The sequence below is a fragment of the Candidatus Coatesbacteria bacterium genome (assembly GCA_014728225.1).
GTDB lineage: Bacteria > RBG-13-66-14 > RBG-13-66-14 > RBG-13-66-14 > RBG-13-66-14 > WJLX01.
Genome location: WJLX01000116.1, coordinates 1 through 16,658, shown reverse-complemented (window position 1 = coordinate 16,658; position 16,658 = coordinate 1). Strand labels below are relative to the sequence as shown.

The following is a 16,658-nucleotide window of genomic DNA, read 5'->3' as shown; positions in this document are numbered from 1 at the left end:
GAGCCTCCGCCGGAAAAGGTGCGGCCGCGCCGGCTCGGCGCCAGGCGGGGGCGCGGTTCTTGCGCCGAGTTTGACCCGTCAAACTCGGCCTGCAAGAACCGTGACGCCGCCGGGCGGTGAGGGGCTAATCCTCGGTCGCTATGTCGGTCGCTTTGACGGTATCGCCGGGGCTGGGAGGCGGATCGGAGCGGCGCGTGGGCAGGCACACGATGTGGGTCCCGACGGCGACGAGGACCACGCCGAGGAGGATCCGCGCCCAGAGGGCCTCGACAAAGAAGACGCCGGAAATGCCGATGGTGATGACGAGCAGGGCCAGCATGCTCCACTTGAGCGCCCGGGGCAGGCCGCGACCGGCGCGCCAGTCGCGGATGTAGTTGCCGGGGAAGCGGGTGTTGAGCAGCCAATCGTAGAGGCGGCGTGAGGATTGCAGCCAACAGGCCGCGCTGAGCAGCAGGAAGGGGGTGGTGGGTAAAACGGGCAGGAAAACGCCGAGGATGCCCAGGCCCAGGCTGAGCGCACCGGCGACGATGAGCAAAACGCGCAGAGTGCGCGAGGTGTGGGGCTGGAAGTGCTGATCGCTCACGATGTTGTCTACACCGTTTATGCGTGCGAGGAATCCTCGTTCTGATATTCACCGTCGTAGCCCGTTGTTCGGCCGGTCAGGCGGAAGAAGACCAGTTGCAGCACCCGGGCCCGTCGGGTCAGGATCAGACCGCCGGGGTAGTGAACGATGAGCAGGCCCTGGCCGCGGCCGGAGTAGCCGGCGTCCCAGACGGCGCTGACCAGCTCGGCCCCGCAGCGGAAGAGGCTGGAGCGCGGCTTGCCCAGGGCGATGACGTCGTCGGGCAGGTTGACCCGCTCGGCGTAGCGTACGAGGTAGGGTCCCGGCGGCAGCAGCAGGCGGTCCTCGCGCCAGGGGATGATCTCGCCGGTGGGCAGGCGCCGCTCGGCGTTGGTGAAGTCCAGTACGGCGGGCGCGTCGTCGGCCGGCCAAGCGACCTCGGTGATGGAGAGGTCGACGCCGTTGGGGGTCAGTTGACGCTCGGGATCGAGGAGACCCTCGACCAGGGGCGGCTCGGCGGTCAGCAGGCGGCGCAGCTCGGCCTGATTGAGGGGGCCGCTGAGGCGGGATGGGTCGGTCGGGGTCATCGTGGTGTCGTTCCCTTTTTTTGCAGACGGGCGGGTGGGTCCGGGTCGGCCGACCGTTGAAAAAGGTCAACGGCGGTTTGGCCCGTCCCGGGGGCTCGGCGGCCGGAACCGGCACGGTTTTTGCATCTCGGCGACCCTTGGAGCACGGGCAACGGTTCGCCTCCGCAAAAACCGTGCCGGTTCCGGCCTGTCGTCGGCGGTAGGCTCGTCGGCGGCCGGTATTTTTCAACGGTCGGCCCGGGCGAGGTTAACAGAACAACCGGCCCTCGGCCGGTTGGGATTGACTGCTGGTTTGGACTTCCTTCCCCATAATCCGCTCAGCTCGGGCTGTCGCTTGGGTCTAGCTCCAGCGGATCAGCGTGCTGCGGTTCTCTGCCATGTCGATATCGGCCCAGAGCTGTTCGCGGTCGCGTTCAGTGCTTTCGCTGATAATGTGGTCGAGCATGTCGTCGAGTCGCAGTTCGCTGACCAGGCTGCGGTGCTTGGAGAAGTAGTTATCGGCGATATTGCGCAGGATGTCCTCGACTTTGCGCGGGTCGAGGAAGACGATGATCGCCTTGTAATAGCGTTCGAGGAGGTCGCCCATGATCTTCATCGCCACGGCGGCGCGGTTGAACTGGCTGCGCAGGCGGCCGAGGGCTTCTTCGCTGCCGCCGAGTTCAAGGTACTCGAGTTGGGGGTGGACGACGATCATTTCGCTCAAGACCTTGCCGAACATCCGTTCGGCCCCGTTGACGGTCATCCGTGTTCCGCCCAGGGCGGTGACGAAATCGTCGATTATCCCGCAGAGGATGCGTACGACCTCGAAGGTGCGGATCAGGCGGATGGTGTTGGCAACGGTGAAGCCGAAGAGGATGCGCAGGGTGCTGAGTTCGTCGCGGGGTGAGACCTTGATGATGTCGGCGATGGTGCGTTCGTCATCGATCAGGGCGGAGATCTGCATCTCCTCGTCGTTGAGTTCGGCGATCGGTACGGCGGTGTTCACGGGGATGGCGAAGGGCGAGAGCAGGACCCACTGCATGGCCCGGACGTTGGTGGTTTCACCGGCGCGATCCATCACCCAGCGGAAGGTGCTCAGCTCGGCTTTGTTCTTGACGTCGACGTCCTGGGCGCTGTCGAAGTGAAAGGAGCCTTTGATGCGGTCGAAGAGGCCCCGGGAGTCGTTTTCTTCGGGGTCTTCGGTGGCGTTGAGCAGTTTGCCGCGGTCGAAATAGTAGTTCAGCGTCTCGTCGGGCGCCTCGATGGTCAGGCGGCCGGTGAGGCCCTGATCGATGATGTGCTGGAACACGGAGCCCAGGGCGATGGAGCTGAGTGAACCCTCGAGCATCTGGTCCTCCAGGGAGACGAGAGACGACCGTTCCGGGCACGCTTAACAGGTTGCGATTCGTGTGTGCTTGTCGGGCGTCGCTCGATGGCCGGGTTGCCGTCCCTAAAACGGCCGGAGAAGGATCGGGGGCGTCAATGAATGCTACCATTCTATATTTTAGCTAAAACAAGGGGCTTAGGCAACCCTAGCGGGCCATTTTCACCAGTTGGACAACGGATTCGTAGACCATCTGCAAACCGACGGTCATCGTCACCAGACCGGAGAGGCGGATGCTGACGCTGACGACGTTGCGGCTGATCCAGCGCTTGAGCAACAGGGTCAGGCGCATCAGGCCGAGGTTGAGGGCCAGTGCGGCGAAGACCACGGCCAGAGCGATCCAGGTCCCGAACTCAGCGGAGACGGTGACGGCGTGGGAGAAGGCGGCCGGACCGACGACCATGGGTACGGCGAAGGGAACGACGCCGACCTCGCGCAGGCTTTGCTCTTTGGACATCTGGAAGGTGACGCCCTTGGAGATGCGGTTGTAACCGATGCCGGCCAGGATCAACCCTCCGACCAGGCGCAGGGTGGCCAGTTCCACCTGGAAGATGCTGCGAAAGAGAAAGGCTCCGGAGACGGCTATCAGGGCGGTAATCAGGAAGGCCCATAGATTGCCGAAGTAGATCAACCGCGAGACATCGCGTTCCGGGTGCTCGTCGGCGATGCCGACGATCAGCATCACCTGGCTGACCGGGTTGATGATGATCACCAGGAACAGCAACTGGAGCAGGAAATCGTTCACGGCATCTCCAGGTCGGCGAGGCGCTGTCTGAGGTGGATGAACAGGCGGCGCAGGTCGGTCGTCTCCGGCGGCGGGGCCGCGCAGCCGCTGATCAGGCCGGGCCCGGCGGCCGGATTGAGGGCCGTCGGGGCGTCGACGATGCCGGGTAGCGGGTGCTTCCAGGCGTCGTAGAGCAGACCGAGAGGCGCCTGCAGTTCGGCGGCCAGGGCGGCGAGTTCGCCGGGGTCGGGGTGGTGGACGAAGCCGCCCAGGGCGAAGTCGCCGGCGGCGGCCCAGAGCAGGGCGTCGCCGCGCTGGAAACCGGCGCGGATCTCGGCCGGTCGGCAGCGGTTGGTGGTGCCGTAGGGTCGGGCTTCGAGCCCCGCCGCGGACAGCACCTCGACCAGGCGGCGGCCGTCGCTCAGGGTCAGCGTCTGGCCGCGGCAGAGCCAGACCCGTCGGGCGCCGGTTTCGCGCAGGCGGCGCGCCAGGGCCGCCGGGGGGTCGGCGGCGGGGTGCCAGTCGTCGACGCCCGAGCCGTAAAGCTCGGCGGCCGACAGCTCCAGCAGGGGGGTGAGTTCGTCGTCGGCGGGATCTTCGATGAAGGCGCGGCACCAGGACTCAGCGGCGGCGGCGATCTCGTCCACGGCGCCCGGACGCAGTGATAAGCGGCACACCCCGGTAAGGAAACCGGGTCTCAATTGGTCGGCGAGGTGACCGAGGCGCCCGAGCAGGCGGCGGCGCACGGTGTCGACACTGGGTGGATAGTCGCTCATCGACGGCTCCGGGCGAGCGGGGTCTCGGCAACTCTACACTGCGGCCGTCGTCCAGTCAATCCCGCTCCGGGTTGACTAAAACAAGGCGTGATGCTACACTTCCCGGCGGTTTGGCGCCTACCGAACCAGCGGGACGGGGCGGATTAAACCGGCGGATTGAACCGGCGGATTGAACCGGCGGATTACACCGAAGGTGATGCGCGTCCGGCGCACTCGCCGCCCCCTCCACTGCGACGACCTTTTCGCTGCTATTGTCCAAACCGAAAAGTCAGGCCGGAAGGCAGGCATAACAACCGGGCGAAGCGTCTTGCTCAGGCTCGGCCCCAGCGCGGCACGGGAACCCGTCGGACAGCCGGTGGGTACCCCGCCGTTCCTTTATTTTAACCGCCCCGCCTCCGCAACGCGGGCGTCCAACGCCCGCGCATCCCTACGGCGCTGCCGGCTATCAGGCATGGAACAGGCTCCAGCCCCAGGTGAACAGGCGCCCTCCGACGTCTTCCGCAGCGGCTTCGCCGCTTTGCTGGGTCGGCCGAACGTTGGCAAATCCACCCTGCTCAACGCCCTGTTGGGCGAGCGGGTCGCCCCCACCAATCCCAAGCCCCAGACCACCCGTCGCCGGCTGCGCGGCATCCTCACCACCCAGAGCTATCAGCTCGTGTTCATCGACACCCCGGGCTACCACGTTCCCAAGGACAACCTGGGCCGTTACCTGGTCCAGACGGCCAAGGGTGCCGTGGCCCAGGCCGACGCCGTCGTGGTCATTCTCGACGCCGGTGACCTGCGACCCGTCGATCTCGAGCTGCTGGAGACCGTCCGTGAAGCCGGCAAGCCGGCCCTGGGCCTGCTCAACAAGGCGGATCTCCTCGCCGCCGGCGCCGCACCGCCCAGCGGCCTGCCCGAGCTCGAAGGCGGCGGCTACCTGTTCACCAGCGCCCTGACCGGCAGCGGCCTGGCCGAGTTCGTCAAGCGCTTGGCCGAGCTGATGCCCGCGGGGCCGCTGTATTACGACGCCGAGCAGGTCACCGCCGAACCCCTGCGCGAGCTGGCCGCCGAGTTCATCCGCGAGGCCGCCCTGGGGCTGCTGCACCAGGAGGTGCCCTACGCCCTGGAGGCCGTTATCGAGAACTTCAAGCCCCGCAGCCCCGAGCTGACCTACATCTCCGCCCGGCTCTACGTCGAGCGGGCCAGCCAGGTCGGCATCGTCGTCGGCCGTGGCGGGGCGCAGTTGCGCAAGATCGGCTTCCAGGCCCGCAAGCGCCTGGAAAAGCTGCTGGACACCAAAGTCTATCTGGACCTGCGTGTCAAGGTCAAACCGAAGTGGCGCAAGGACGAGAACGCCCTGCGCGAGTTCGGCTACCGCCGGAAGGGTTGAGATGACCAAACAGGAACTGGAGACCCGTCCCGTTCGCGTTTTCGAAGAGTGGTGCAAGGGCTGCGGCATCTGCGTCAGCTTCTGCCCCAAGGACGTTCTGGCCCTAAGCCACCACGGCAAGGCCTACGTCGCCCACCCGCAGCGCTGCATCCAGTGCCGATTGTGCGAGCAGCTCTGCCCCGACTTCGCCGTCTCGGTCAAGCCCAAGGAGAAGGCTAAGCAGGGCGGGAAGGACAAGGAGCGCAAACCCGCCGAGGATGGCGCGGCCGACAGTCCCCCGGCCGACGGGAAACCCGACCCCGACGAGAAGAAAGAAGCCGCCAACGCCGACAAGGAGTCCGACCGTGGCCAACAAGAAGACCAAGGCTAACAACGAGCGTCTGCTGTTCACCTCGGGCAACGAGGCCGTGGCCCACGGCGCGCTCTACGCCGGTTGCAACTTCTTCGGCGGCTACCCGATCACCCCGTCTACGGAGATCGCCGAGCTGATGTCCCGGGAGCTGCCCAAGCGCGGCGGAACCTTCATCCAGATGGAGGACGAGATCGCCTCGATGGCTTCGATCATCGGCGCCTCCATCGCCGGCGCCAAGTCGATGACCGCCACCTCGGGACCCGGCTTTTCCCTGATGCAGGAGAACCTGGGCTACGCCGCCATCACCGAGATCCCCTGCGTCATCGCCGACGTCATGCGCGGCGGACCCTCCACCGGTCTGCCCACCAAGGTCTCCCAGGCCGACGTCATGCAGGCCCGCTGGGGCACCCACGGCGACCATCCGATCATCGTCCTCTCGCCGGACTCGGTCCAGGAGTGCTTCCTGCTGACCATCGAGGCCTTCAACCTGTCCGAGAAGTACCGCACCCCCGTGGTGCTGCTCTCCGACGAGACCATCGGCCACATGCACGAGGTCATCGAGCTGCCCCTGCCCGGCGATCTGCCCGTGATCGCCCGGGAGGAGGTCGCCGAGATCCCCCCCGACTGGTACAAGCCCTACGACTTCGGCGTCCACAACTTCGCCCCGCTGATACCCTTCGGCCGCGGCTACCGCTACCACGTCACCGGGCTGACCCACGACGAGAGCGGCTTCCCCACCAGCCGGACCGACGAGAGCGAGAAGATGCTCACCCACCTGGGCACCAAACTGCTCCACGCCGACGACGTCTGCCTGACCGAGAGTATCTATCTCGAAGACGCCGAAGTGGTCATCATCGCCTACGGCTGCACCGCCCGGGTCTGCAAGCGCACCCTCTACGCCGTGCGCCAGGAGGGTATCCGCTGCGGCATGCTGCGCCTCAAGACCCTCTGGCCCCTGCCCGTCAAGACCATCGACGAGGTCTGCGACCAGGCCGACCTCGTCGTCGTCCCCGAACTGAACATGGGCCAGATCGGCCGGGAGGTCGAGCGGGTCAACCGCGGACGGGCCAACGTCTTCCCCATCAACCGCATCGACGGTGAGCTGTTCAACCCCTACCGGGTGGCCGAGCAGATCATCGCCCACAGCCTGGACTTGAAGGACGACGACGATCAGTTGATCATCTAGCCCGCCGGCGGGAGCCCTCAAGGCCGCCACCGAACCCCGTGCGTGCAGTGACATTTCAGCCAACCCCGAACCGTGCGCCTCGCGTCAGGACCGCCGTCGGGATAACAGCGGAGCCGATTCCATGCCTCGCAAAGCACAGACCCTGTCCTACCTGCGAACCAGGAAGAAATTCCCCAGCGTCTGGTGCCCGGGGTGCAGCCTGGGGATCATCATGGGCTCGCTGATCCGCGCCGTCGATCAGCTCGGTCTGGACCAGGACGAGGTGGTCCTGGTCTCCGGCATCGGCTGTACGGGGCGGATGCCGGTCTATGCCGATTTCAACACCCTCCACGGCACCCACGGCCGCGCCCTGGCCTTCGCCACGGGGATCAAGCTGGCCAACCCCGAGCTCCACGTGATCGCGGCGATGGGCGACGGTGACGCCACGGCCATCGGCGGCAACCACTTCATCCACACCGCCCGACGCAACCTGGACATCACGGCGGTCATCGCCAACAACAACATCTACGGCATGACCGGCGGCCAGTATTCGCCGACTACCCATCCCGGGATGAAGGCCACCACGGCGCCCTACGGCATGGTCGAGCCGCCCTTCGACATCTGCGAACTCTCCCGGGGAGCCGGGGCGACCTACGTGGCCCGCACCACCAGCTACCACGCCGCCCAGATGACCAAGTATTTCACCCGGGCCATCGAGAAGCCGGGCTTCAGCGTCGTCGAGGTGGTCAGCCACTGCTACACCACCGCCGGACGGCGCAACGGCTTCAAGGGCCCCGTCGAGATGATGCGCCGGGAGAAGGAGCTTTCCGTTCCCCTGGCGGGTTACGAGAAGAAGAAAGCCGCCGATCCGGCCCACGAGCTCGAGGAAGGCCAGTTCCTCACCGGCCTGTTCGTCGACGACGAGCGACCCGAGTTCAGCGCTGTCTATGCCGACCTTCAGCGCCGCGTCGGTTCCGCCGAGTAAGCGTTTCAGGAAGAGGAGACCTTCATGTACGGCAACGGCACCATCACCCACGGCACCCAGATGACCGTCATCCGTTTCGCCGGTTCGGGCGGTCAGGGGCTGATGACCTCGGGTCGCATCCTGGCCCTGGCCGCCGGTGTCTACGAGGACAAGATCGTCCTCCAGACCCAAAGCTACGGTCCCGAGGCCCGCGGCGGCTCGGCCCGCAGCCAGGTCTGCATCGCCGACGAGCCGATCAACAATCTCAAGCCCCAGCGCATCGACGTGTTGGTGGCTCTCAATCAGGACTCCTGCGACAAATACTTCCCGGACCTCAAGCCCGAGGGCACGCTGATCGTCGATTCCAGCTACGTCAACGAGCGCCCCACCGATGATTTCTACAGCCTGCCCTTCACCTTCGCCTGCCGCGACAAGCTGGGCAATCCCGTCGTCGCCAATATCATGGCCCTGGCCTATATGGTCGCGGTGACCGAAATCATCGAGCGCAAGGCCCTGGAGACCGCCGTCGAGGAGAACCTGCCCCGGCGCTTCCTGCGGCTCAACGAGCGGGCACTCAAGATGGGTTACGAGGAGGGCCGGGCGGCTCTGGAGGAGCATCGCCGCCGCGACGGTTTCATCAGTCCGACCCTCTAGGGGTTCGCCGCAGTTGCATGGCCGACGGCCGCGGCTGGCGAAGCCGCCAAGAAGGGGCTCCGTTGCCGACGGCCGCGGCTGGCGAAGCCGCCAAGAAGGGGCTCCGTTGCCGACGGCCGCGGCTGGTGAAACCGCCAAGAAGGGGCTCCGTTGCCGACGGCCGCGGTGGATGTTAGAATAGCCGCACATTCGCGGGGAGGTGCCCACGGGCCTCCACGCCCTGCACAACCCCGACGACGATGCCGCGGCAATGGGCTTCCCGGCGAAAACGACGCCCGCCGCCACGGGGGCGTCCTTTGACGGTCCGGGCGACCCGGCCGCCGTCGAGCTTGCCCCGCCTCCATCGCAACGCACGTAAGTCGATAATCTCCGGGGCCGCCGTTCCGGCGGGCTCCCGCCCCGCACTGGAGGATCCCGTGCACCGGACCCTGATCCTGATCAAGCCCGACGGCGTGGCGCGCAATCTCGTCGGTGAGTGCCTGGCCTCCTTCGAGAAGGCCGGTCTGCACATCACCGCCCTGAAGATGATGACCATGAGCCGGGAGCTGGCCGAGGTGTTCTACGCTGTCCACCACGAGCGGCCCTTCTACAACGAACTGATCACCTACATCACCTCGGGGCCCATCGTCGCCGGGATCCTGGAGGGCGTCGGCGCCATCCGCCGCTCCCGCCGCGTGATGGGAGACACAGACCCCAACGAGGCCGCCCCGGGAACCATCCGCTTCGCCTACGGCGAGACCATCCGCCGCAACACCGTCCACGGCAGTGACTCCGAGGAGTCGGCCATCCGCGAGATCGAGATCATCTTCGGCGAGGACCCCACCTAGGTCCCGTCGCCGGACTTCCACCAACCCAACCCCCGGGGGTAGACCTTGTTCAAGATCGTCAGTACCGAGGTCCTGGGACCGGACATCAAGCGCTACGTCATCGAGGCGCCGCTGGTGGCCCGTAAAATCAAACCCGGTCAGTTCATCATGTTGCGCATCGACGAGACCGGCGAGCGCATCCCCTTGACGATGGTCGATCACGACGCCGAGGCCGGCACCGTGACTATCATCTTCGAGGAGGTGGGCAAGACCACCATCCAGCTCGGTAAGCTCAAAGAGGGCGACGAGCTGATCGACTTCATCGGCCCCCTGGGCGCCTATCACAACGAGATGACCGACGGCGGGCACGGCCGCGTGATCGGCGTCGGCGGCGGGATCGGCAACGCGCCGCTGCTGCCCAAGGTGCGCGAATTCCACGACGCCGGCCTCGAGGTCACCAGCATCATCGGCGCCCGCTCCAAGGACATCCTGATCCTCGAGGACGAGATCCGCCAGGCCTCGGACAAGCTGCACATCTGCACCGACGACGGCTCCTACGGGCACCACGGCTTCGTCTCCGACGTCCTCACGCAGGTCCTCGACGAATCCACCGACTACGACCTGGTGCTGGCCATCGGTCCGCCGATCATGATGAAAGTCTGCCGCGACCTCGTCAAACCCTACGGCGTCCCCTGCTACGTCAGCCTCAACACGATCATGGTCGACGGCACCGGGATGTGCGGTTCCTGCCGGGTCAGCGTCGGCGACGAGGTCAAGTTCGCCTGCGTCGACGGCCCCGAGATGCGCGGTGAAGAGATCGACTTCAACGAGATGATGGCGCGGCAACGCCGCTACGTCGAGGAAGAGCAATGCGCCCTCGAGCGTTACCTCAAGGAGGAGGCCGGAAAATGACCGACGAGGAACGCAAACAACGCAAACTCGCCGGCGTCAAGCAGCTCGATAAGACGCCCATGCCCGAGCAGGAGCCCGAGGAGCGCGCCCGCAACTTCAAGGAAGTCCCCTACGGCTACACCGCCGAGATGGCCGTCAAGGAAGCCTGGCGCTGTCTGCAGTGCAAGACCGCTCCCTGCGTCAAGGGCTGCCCCGTCGAGATCGATATCCCAGGGTTCATCAAGGCCGTCCAGGAGAACGACTTCCAGACCGCTGTCAGCACCATCAAGAAAACCAACGCCCTGCCCGCGGTCTGCGGCCGCGTCTGCCCCCAGGAAACCCAGTGCGAGGAGCTCTGCGTCCGCAGCAAGAAGGGCCAACCCGTGGCCATCGGCCGCCTCGAGCGCTTCGTCGCCGACTGGGAGGCCGAACAGGGTGAACCACCGATCCCCCAGACCGCCCCGCCCAACGGCCACAAGGTCGCCGTCATCGGCTGCGGCCCCGGCGGGATGACCTGCGCCGGAGACCTGGCCCTGCTGGGCTATGAGGTCCACGTCTACGAGGCCTTCCACGCCTCCGGCGGCGTGCTGCGCTACGGCATCCCCGAGTTCCGCCTGCCCAAAGCCATCCTCGATCGCGAGACCCGCTACCTCGAGAAGCTGGGCGTCCACTTCCACTACAACATGGTTATCGGCAACGTCTGGACACTGGCCGAGATGCGCGAAGAGGAAGACTTCGAAGCCTTCTACATCGGCACCGGCGCCGGGCTGCCCTGGTTCATGAAGATCGAGGGCGAGAACCTCAACGGCGTCTACTCCGCCAATGAGTTCCTCACCCGGGCCAACCTGATGCGCGCCTACGATCCCGACCACTACGACACCCCGACCTGGGTCGGCACCAACACCGCCGTCGTCGGCGGCGGTAACGTGGCCATGGACTCGGCCCGCACCGCCCTGCGCCTCGGCGCCGACAACGTCTACATCGTCTACCGCCGCTCCTGGGAACAGATGCCCGCCCGCGACGAGGAGATGGAGCACGCCAAGGAAGAGGGCGTCGATTTCCGCCTCCTGCAGAACCCGATCGCCATCCTCGGAGACGACAAGGGCTGGGTCAAGGGCCTCAAGTGCATCAAGATGGAGCTCGGCGAACCCGACTCCTCGGGCCGCCGCCGCCCCGTGCCCATCGAGGGCTCCGAATTCGTCCTCGACATCGATTGCTTCATCGTGGCCATCGGCAACGGACCAAACCCCCTGCTGCCCGACGCCACCCCGGAGCTCAGGGTCAACAAATGGGGCAACATCAAGGCCGACCAGGCCGGGCGCACCAGCATCCCCGGCGTCTTCGCCGGCGGGGACATCGTCACCGGCGCCGCCACCGTCATCGAAGCCATGGGCGCCGGTAAGGTGGCCGCCCGGGGCATCCACGACTACCTCGAGGGCTCGATGTCCGACGACGACTGGCCCAGCTTCGAGGACTAACCGCTGTAACGAACCGCCGGCACTAGTCGCCGGCGAACGCCCCAGCTGCGAACCCACCCCAAAAAGGGGCCGACCCGCGGGGCGGCCCCTTTGCATACCACCGGCAACCGTCCGTGCACGCGCGGACATGGGACGGGCCCGGCGCGCGTTCTTGCCGCGGCGGACCGACAGGTCCGCCGCGAATGCAAGAACCGTGCCGGGTCCGGCGGGTGCGCTGTGTCTCCGCCCCCGGCGGCGTCACGGTTCTTGCGAGCCGAGGTTTTCGGGGAGCGAAAACCTCGGGCAAGAACCGCGCCACCGCCGATGCTGTTAACGACGGGGCAACCAACAACTGGGCGCAGGATATAATTTACCCTTTGGGTAAAACATTCTTGACAGGTCGGGAGTTTTACATTATGATGGCAGTATAAGATTGAGCAAACAAGCAAAGGAGGCTTATGAAGTGCAGGTAGAGTTCAGGACGAAGAAACTTCAAAAACAATACCAGCAATCAAAAAAAGCAATACGTGCCTATGGAGAGAAGGCTGCCGGAAGGTATGTCTTACGCATCAATATCATTAAGGTCGCCAAGGACATCGAAGAGTTGAAAAGGATGCCGGTTCTCCACTGCCATCAACTCAAGGGTGATCGACAAGGCCAGTGGGCCATAACCCTGATCGGCCGCTATCGTCTTGTTTTCACTTTGCAGGGAGAAGGACTAGAGATCGTCCGTATCGAGGAGGTGAGCAAGCATTATGGGGATTAGCAATGAGCTGCATTCCGATTTGGCTGTCCCGCCCGGCGAGTACCTCGAAGAGGTCCTGGAAGAGCTGGGTTGGACGAAGAAGGAGTTGTCGCAGCGCCTCGAACGACCGGCACCCAAACTGAGCCAGATATTCAACGGCAAGAAGGCAATTACTCCGCAGACTGCTCTTCAACTGGAAGATGTCGTCGGCGTGCCCGCTCACATATGGTTGAGGCTCGAAGATGAGTATCGTCTCGTTCTCGCACGGAATGCGGAAAGAGCACAGCTTGAACAGGAACAAAAGCTCATTACACGCTTCTGCTATGCCGAACTGCTCAAGCGCGGAGTGCTTGATAAGGTGACCAGGGCGATAGACAAAGTCAAGGCCCTGCGCCGTTTCTTCAATGTCAGCTCACTGATGCTGGTATCTTCAATCGACCGCTATGCGCCGGCTTTCCGCCTTGGCGCATCGGGAGGGAAACGCTCAGCTGAGGCGACCGCCGCCTGGCTTCAACTGGGAGTATTGCAAGCCGAAGGAGTTGATACACCGTCATACAATAAGCGCAAGCTGGAGCGTCTGATACCCAAGCTGCCCCCCCTCTCCAGACAAACTCCCGACTCTTTCTTACCACAGTTAAAAGAGCTACTGGCCGAGGTCGGCGTTGTGCTGGTGATCGTCCCCCACCTACCGAAAACCTACGTCCAGGGGGCGACATTTGCCCTGTCATCCGCGAAGAGAATCGTCATGCTCTCGCTGCGTTATCGCTGGGCTGATATTTTATGGTTCAGCCTGTTGCATGAGCTGGGGCATTTGGTGCTTCATCAGTCCCGGGAGACCTATCTGGATTTCGAACAGGAGGTCTCGCACTCCGCGGAGTTGGAACACGAAGCGGATCGGTTTGCCGCCGACACCTTGATCCCGCCGGAGGAGTACAGTTCGTTCACCGAGCAGACCGAGTATTACTCAGCTACCGAGATCAGAGCGTTTGCGGGTATGATTAACGTTCACCCCGGGATTGTTGTCGGCAGGTTGCAGCACGAAAAACTGCTAAGACATCAATGGCGTAACGAGCTAAGAAGCAAGATTATAGGGGCGTCTATCGAGCACACGGCTTAGCGAAGCCGCCCCGGGTTCCCCCAGACCAGCCCATCCAGGGTCGACGGTGTGTCGGCCTTTTATGTATCTCTAAGATACTCTATCATTGACAACCCCCGTCCGCCGTCCTATCATCGGCGGCGGTTTGGCAATCATCATCCCACGGAAAGGAGGCGCCTTGATCAAGGCCCTGTTGAAGGTCGCGGTGGACCATGCGGTCCGCTTCGGCGCCCCGTACGCGGAGGCCCGTTACCAGGACCTGCGCACCGAGGACGTCTCGGTCAAGAACGGCGCGGTCAACAACGCGGACCGCGGCCGTGACCGCGGCGTCGGCGTGCGGGTGGTCTGGGATGGAGCCTACGGCTTCGCCTCGACGAACCTGCTGACGCCCGAGGAGCTGCGCCGCACGGCGGCCCGGGCCCTGGGAATCGCCAAGGCGGCGTCCACGGTGCAGCGCGGCGGGCTGATCCTCGATGAGCTCGAGGCCTACGTCGGTTACTGGCCGGCGCCCTACGAGATCCAGCCCTTCGACGTCCCCCTCGACAAGAAGGTCGACCTGTTGCTGGAGGCCACCGAGGCCCTGCGCATCGCCGACGAGATCAAGATCGCTGAGGGTTTTATTCACGCCAGAGAGACGCACAAGGTATTCGTCAGTTCGATCGGTTCGGAGATCGAGCAGCGCAAGGTCGAATGCGGCGCCGGGATCAGTTGTACGGCGGTACGCGGCAACGAGATGCAACGCCGCAGCTACCCGGACTCGGCCCGCGGCTTCCACCAGTCCCGCGGCTGGGAGCACGTTCTGGAGATGAAGCTGGTCGAGAACGCGCCCCGGTGCGCCAAGGAGGTCCTGGAGCTGCTGGACGCCGATGAGCCCGACGAGGGCGAGGCGGACCTGGTCATCGACGGCTCGCAGATGATGCTGCAGATCCACGAGAGCTGCGGCCACGCCGTCGAGCTCGACCGGGTGCTGGGCCAGGAGGCCAGCTTCGCCGGCACCAGCTTCCTGACCACGGACAAGCGCGGCAGTTTCATCTACGGCTCGCCCCTGGTCAATATCTACGCCGACGCCAGCATCCCCCACTCCCTGGGCTACTGCGCCTTCGACGACGAGGGCGTCCCGGCGCAGAAGTTCTACGTTGTCAAGGACGGCGTCTTCTGCGACTACCTGTCGACCAGGGACACGGCGCACGTCTACGGCGGGCGCTCCCACGGCGCCGCCCGGGCGCAGAGCTGGAGCGACTTCCCCATCTGCCGGATGACCAACATCTGTCTGGAGCCGGGCGAGCACTCACCCGAGGAGCTGATCGCCGGTGTCGACAAGGGCTATTACCTGGTGACCAACAAGAGCTGGTCGATCGACGACAAGCGGCTCAACTTCCAGTTCGGCGTCGAGTACGCCCGGCGGATCGAGAACGGCAAGCTGGGCGCCGTGGTCAAGAACATCTTCTACGCCGACAAGACCCCGCGCTTCTGGGGCTCCTGCGACGGTATCGGCAACGCAGCGAGCTGGAAGCTCTGGGGCACCCCCAACTGCGGCAAGGGCGAGCCGATGCAGGTGATGCGCATCAGCCACGGAACCCCGCCGGCCCGCTTCCGCGGCGTCAAGGTAGGTGTTGCCAAATGATGATCGGCAAGGACAAAGCGCTGGCACTGATGGAGCGCGTCGTCTCCCACGGTGGCGCCGACGAGCTCGAGGCCACCCTGTTCTCGAACTCGACCAACCTCACCCGCTTCGCCAACTCCTACATCCATCAGAGCATCAACAAGGACGAGGTCGCGCTGACCGTGCGCGCCGTTACCGACGACAGCCGCATCGGCCTGGCGACGACCAACGACCTGTCTTCGGAGGGGCTGGAGCGCGCCGTCGAGGATGCCGTTGCCGCTTCACGCCTGATCCCCAAGAGCGAACGCTACCCGGGGATGCCCGGACCCCGGGAGTATCCGGAGGTCGAGGCCTTCGTCGAGCGGACCCACCGCTGCGAGCCCCTGGAGCGGGCCGCCGCTGTCGGGCGGATCATCGCCGCCGCCGACGAGCACGGCTTCGACGCCTCGGGCGCCTACTCCACGACCACCGGCGAGTTCGGCCTGGCCAACTCCCATGGGCTGCGGGCCTACCACAGCTACACCCACGCCGCGGTCAACACCACCATTCTCAGTGAGACTTCGGCGGGTTTCGCCGCCGCCGACGACAAGGACGCCGGCAAGCTCGACGCCGCCGCCGTCGGACGTCGCGCCGTGGACAAGGCCTTCCGTGGCCAACATCCCAGTGAGCTGGAGCCCGGGGCCTACGACATCGTCGTCGAGCCCCACGGGGTCGCCGACCTGATCCGGACCATTTCCTTCATGGCCTTCAACGGCCTGGCCTACGCCGAGGGGCGTTCGATCGCCGCCCAGAAGCTGGGCCAGAAGATCTTCGGCGATAACTTCACCCTCGTCGATGACGCCCACGATCCCGCGGGCAAACCCACCCCCTTCGATTTCCAGGGGATGCCCAAGCAGCGGGTGGTTCTGGTCGAGAACGGCGTCTTCAAGAACGTCGTGCACGATCTGGTGAGCGCCAAGCTGGTCGACGGCGAGTCGACGGGCCACGGCCTGCCCGCCGGAGCCACCTTCGGCTCCATCCCGCTGAACCTGTTCATGGCCCCCGGCTCGAGCACCCTCGAGGAGATGATCACCTCGACGAAGCGCGGATTGCTCGTCACCCACTTCCACTACATCAACCCCTTCCTCAACCCCCTCGAGCTGGTCTTCACCGGGATGACCCGGGACGGAACCTTCCTGATCGAGGACGGCAAGATCTCGCGCCCGGTCAAGAACCTGCGCTTCACCGAGTCGATGGTGCGGGCCTTCAGCCGAATGGAAGCCATCGGCGCCGACACCGAGCTGATCACCGGCGACTTCTCGGCCATCCGGGTGCCGCCGGTCAAGATCAATGACTTCCACTTCACCAGCGCGACGGATTTCTAGCGAGAGGCATACGTTGAGCGGCGGGGGTTTAAATCCCGCCTGCCGGGCCGTCATGGTTTTTGCATACCGAAGACCTCCCGTGGCGGGAGGTCTTCGGGCAAAAACACACGCCGGCCCTCGTTTGTCTTCGATTCGTGAGGGTCAGACGGTATGACAACGGGCGGTTGGGGTCGGCCG

General features: G+C 65.0%; 16 protein-coding genes. 12 read left to right on the top strand and 4 right to left on the bottom strand.

Going from position 1 to position 16,658, the window contains the following annotated elements:
- Positions 1-124: 124 nt before the first annotated feature.
- The 4 genes from GF399_08265 to GF399_08250 form a co-directional block, all read right to left on the bottom strand.
- Positions 125-631, bottom strand: coding sequence for a DUF454 family protein (locus tag GF399_08265; protein MBD3400312.1), 507 nt, complete (start codon positions 629-631; stop codon positions 125-127).
- Positions 601-1,149, bottom strand: coding sequence for a deoxyuridine 5'-triphosphate nucleotidohydrolase (locus tag GF399_08260; GenBank protein ID MBD3400311.1), 549 nt, complete (start codon positions 1,147-1,149; stop codon positions 601-603). The genes GF399_08265 and GF399_08260 overlap by 31 nt, the downstream gene beginning before the upstream one ends.
- A 340-nt stretch (positions 1,150-1,489) precedes the next feature.
- Positions 1,490-2,476 carry a DUF4388 domain-containing protein gene (locus GF399_08255; protein ID MBD3400310.1) on the bottom strand — a complete coding sequence of 329 codons (987 nt, stop codon included), beginning with the start codon at positions 2,474-2,476 and terminating at the stop codon, positions 1,490-1,492.
- A gap of 184 nt (positions 2,477-2,660) precedes the next feature.
- A complete protein-coding gene (locus tag GF399_08250) occupies positions 2,661-3,854 on the bottom strand; it encodes a hypothetical protein (GenBank protein MBD3400309.1) in 1,194 nt (397 codons plus the stop codon).
- Between the two features lie 354 nt (positions 3,855-4,208).
- On the opposite strand from GF399_08250, the gene GF399_08245 reads away from it, so the two are divergent.
- From GF399_08245 to GF399_08190, 12 genes are all read left to right on the top strand, one after another.
- Positions 4,209-5,384 carry a GTPase Era gene (locus GF399_08245; GenBank protein MBD3400308.1) on the top strand — a complete coding sequence of 392 codons (1,176 nt, stop codon included), beginning with the start codon at positions 4,209-4,211 and terminating at the stop codon, positions 5,382-5,384.
- A 1-nt stretch (position 5,385) separates the two neighbouring features.
- Positions 5,386-5,754, top strand: a complete 369-nt coding sequence (locus GF399_08240) for a 4Fe-4S dicluster domain-containing protein (GenBank protein ID MBD3400307.1) — start codon at positions 5,386-5,388, stop codon at positions 5,752-5,754.
- Positions 5,642-6,922, top strand: a complete 1,281-nt coding sequence (locus tag GF399_08235; protein ID MBD3400306.1) for a 2-oxoacid:acceptor oxidoreductase subunit alpha — start codon at positions 5,642-5,644, stop codon at positions 6,920-6,922. Before GF399_08240 ends, GF399_08235 begins: the two co-directional genes overlap by 113 nt.
- A 121-nt stretch (positions 6,923-7,043) precedes the next feature.
- Positions 7,044-7,886 (top strand): 2-oxoacid:ferredoxin oxidoreductase subunit beta, encoded by an 843-nt coding sequence (locus GF399_08230; GenBank protein ID MBD3400305.1) that lies wholly within the window; start codon positions 7,044-7,046, stop codon positions 7,884-7,886.
- Between the two features lie 24 nt (positions 7,887-7,910).
- Complete coding sequence (locus GF399_08225) at positions 7,911-8,519, top strand: 2-oxoacid:ferredoxin oxidoreductase subunit gamma (protein MBD3400304.1); 609 nt, start codon at positions 7,911-7,913, stop codon at positions 8,517-8,519.
- 239 nt (positions 8,520-8,758) lie between these two features.
- A complete protein-coding gene (locus tag GF399_08220; protein ID MBD3400303.1) occupies positions 8,759-9,346 on the top strand; it encodes a nucleoside-diphosphate kinase in 588 nt (195 codons plus the stop codon).
- Positions 9,347-9,391: 45 nt separating this feature from the next.
- The gene (locus GF399_08215; protein ID MBD3400302.1) at positions 9,392-10,237 is read left to right on the top strand and encodes a sulfide/dihydroorotate dehydrogenase-like FAD/NAD-binding protein; all 846 of its coding nucleotides are present in this window, start codon (positions 9,392-9,394) and stop codon (positions 10,235-10,237) included.
- Positions 10,234-11,694: an NADPH-dependent glutamate synthase gene (gene gltA, locus GF399_08210; GenBank protein MBD3400301.1), complete on the top strand. Its 1,461-nt coding sequence runs from the start codon at positions 10,234-10,236 to the stop codon at positions 11,692-11,694. Before GF399_08215 ends, gltA begins: the two co-directional genes overlap by 4 nt.
- Before the next feature lie 442 nt (positions 11,695-12,136).
- The gene (locus GF399_08205) at positions 12,137-12,439 is read left to right on the top strand and encodes a plasmid maintenance system killer (protein MBD3400300.1); all 303 of its coding nucleotides are present in this window, start codon (positions 12,137-12,139) and stop codon (positions 12,437-12,439) included.
- On the top strand, positions 12,429-13,535 hold the full coding sequence (locus GF399_08200) for a HigA family addiction module antidote protein (GenBank protein ID MBD3400299.1): 1,107 nt from the start codon (positions 12,429-12,431) through the stop codon (positions 13,533-13,535). Before GF399_08205 ends, GF399_08200 begins: the two co-directional genes overlap by 11 nt.
- A 169-nt stretch (positions 13,536-13,704) precedes the next feature.
- Positions 13,705-15,138, top strand: coding sequence for a TldD/PmbA family protein (locus GF399_08195; protein ID MBD3400298.1), 1,434 nt, complete (start codon positions 13,705-13,707; stop codon positions 15,136-15,138).
- Positions 15,135-16,481 (top strand): hypothetical protein, encoded by a 1,347-nt coding sequence (locus GF399_08190; protein MBD3400297.1) that lies wholly within the window; start codon positions 15,135-15,137, stop codon positions 16,479-16,481. Before GF399_08195 ends, GF399_08190 begins: the two co-directional genes overlap by 4 nt.
- Positions 16,482-16,658 lie beyond the last annotated feature (177 nt).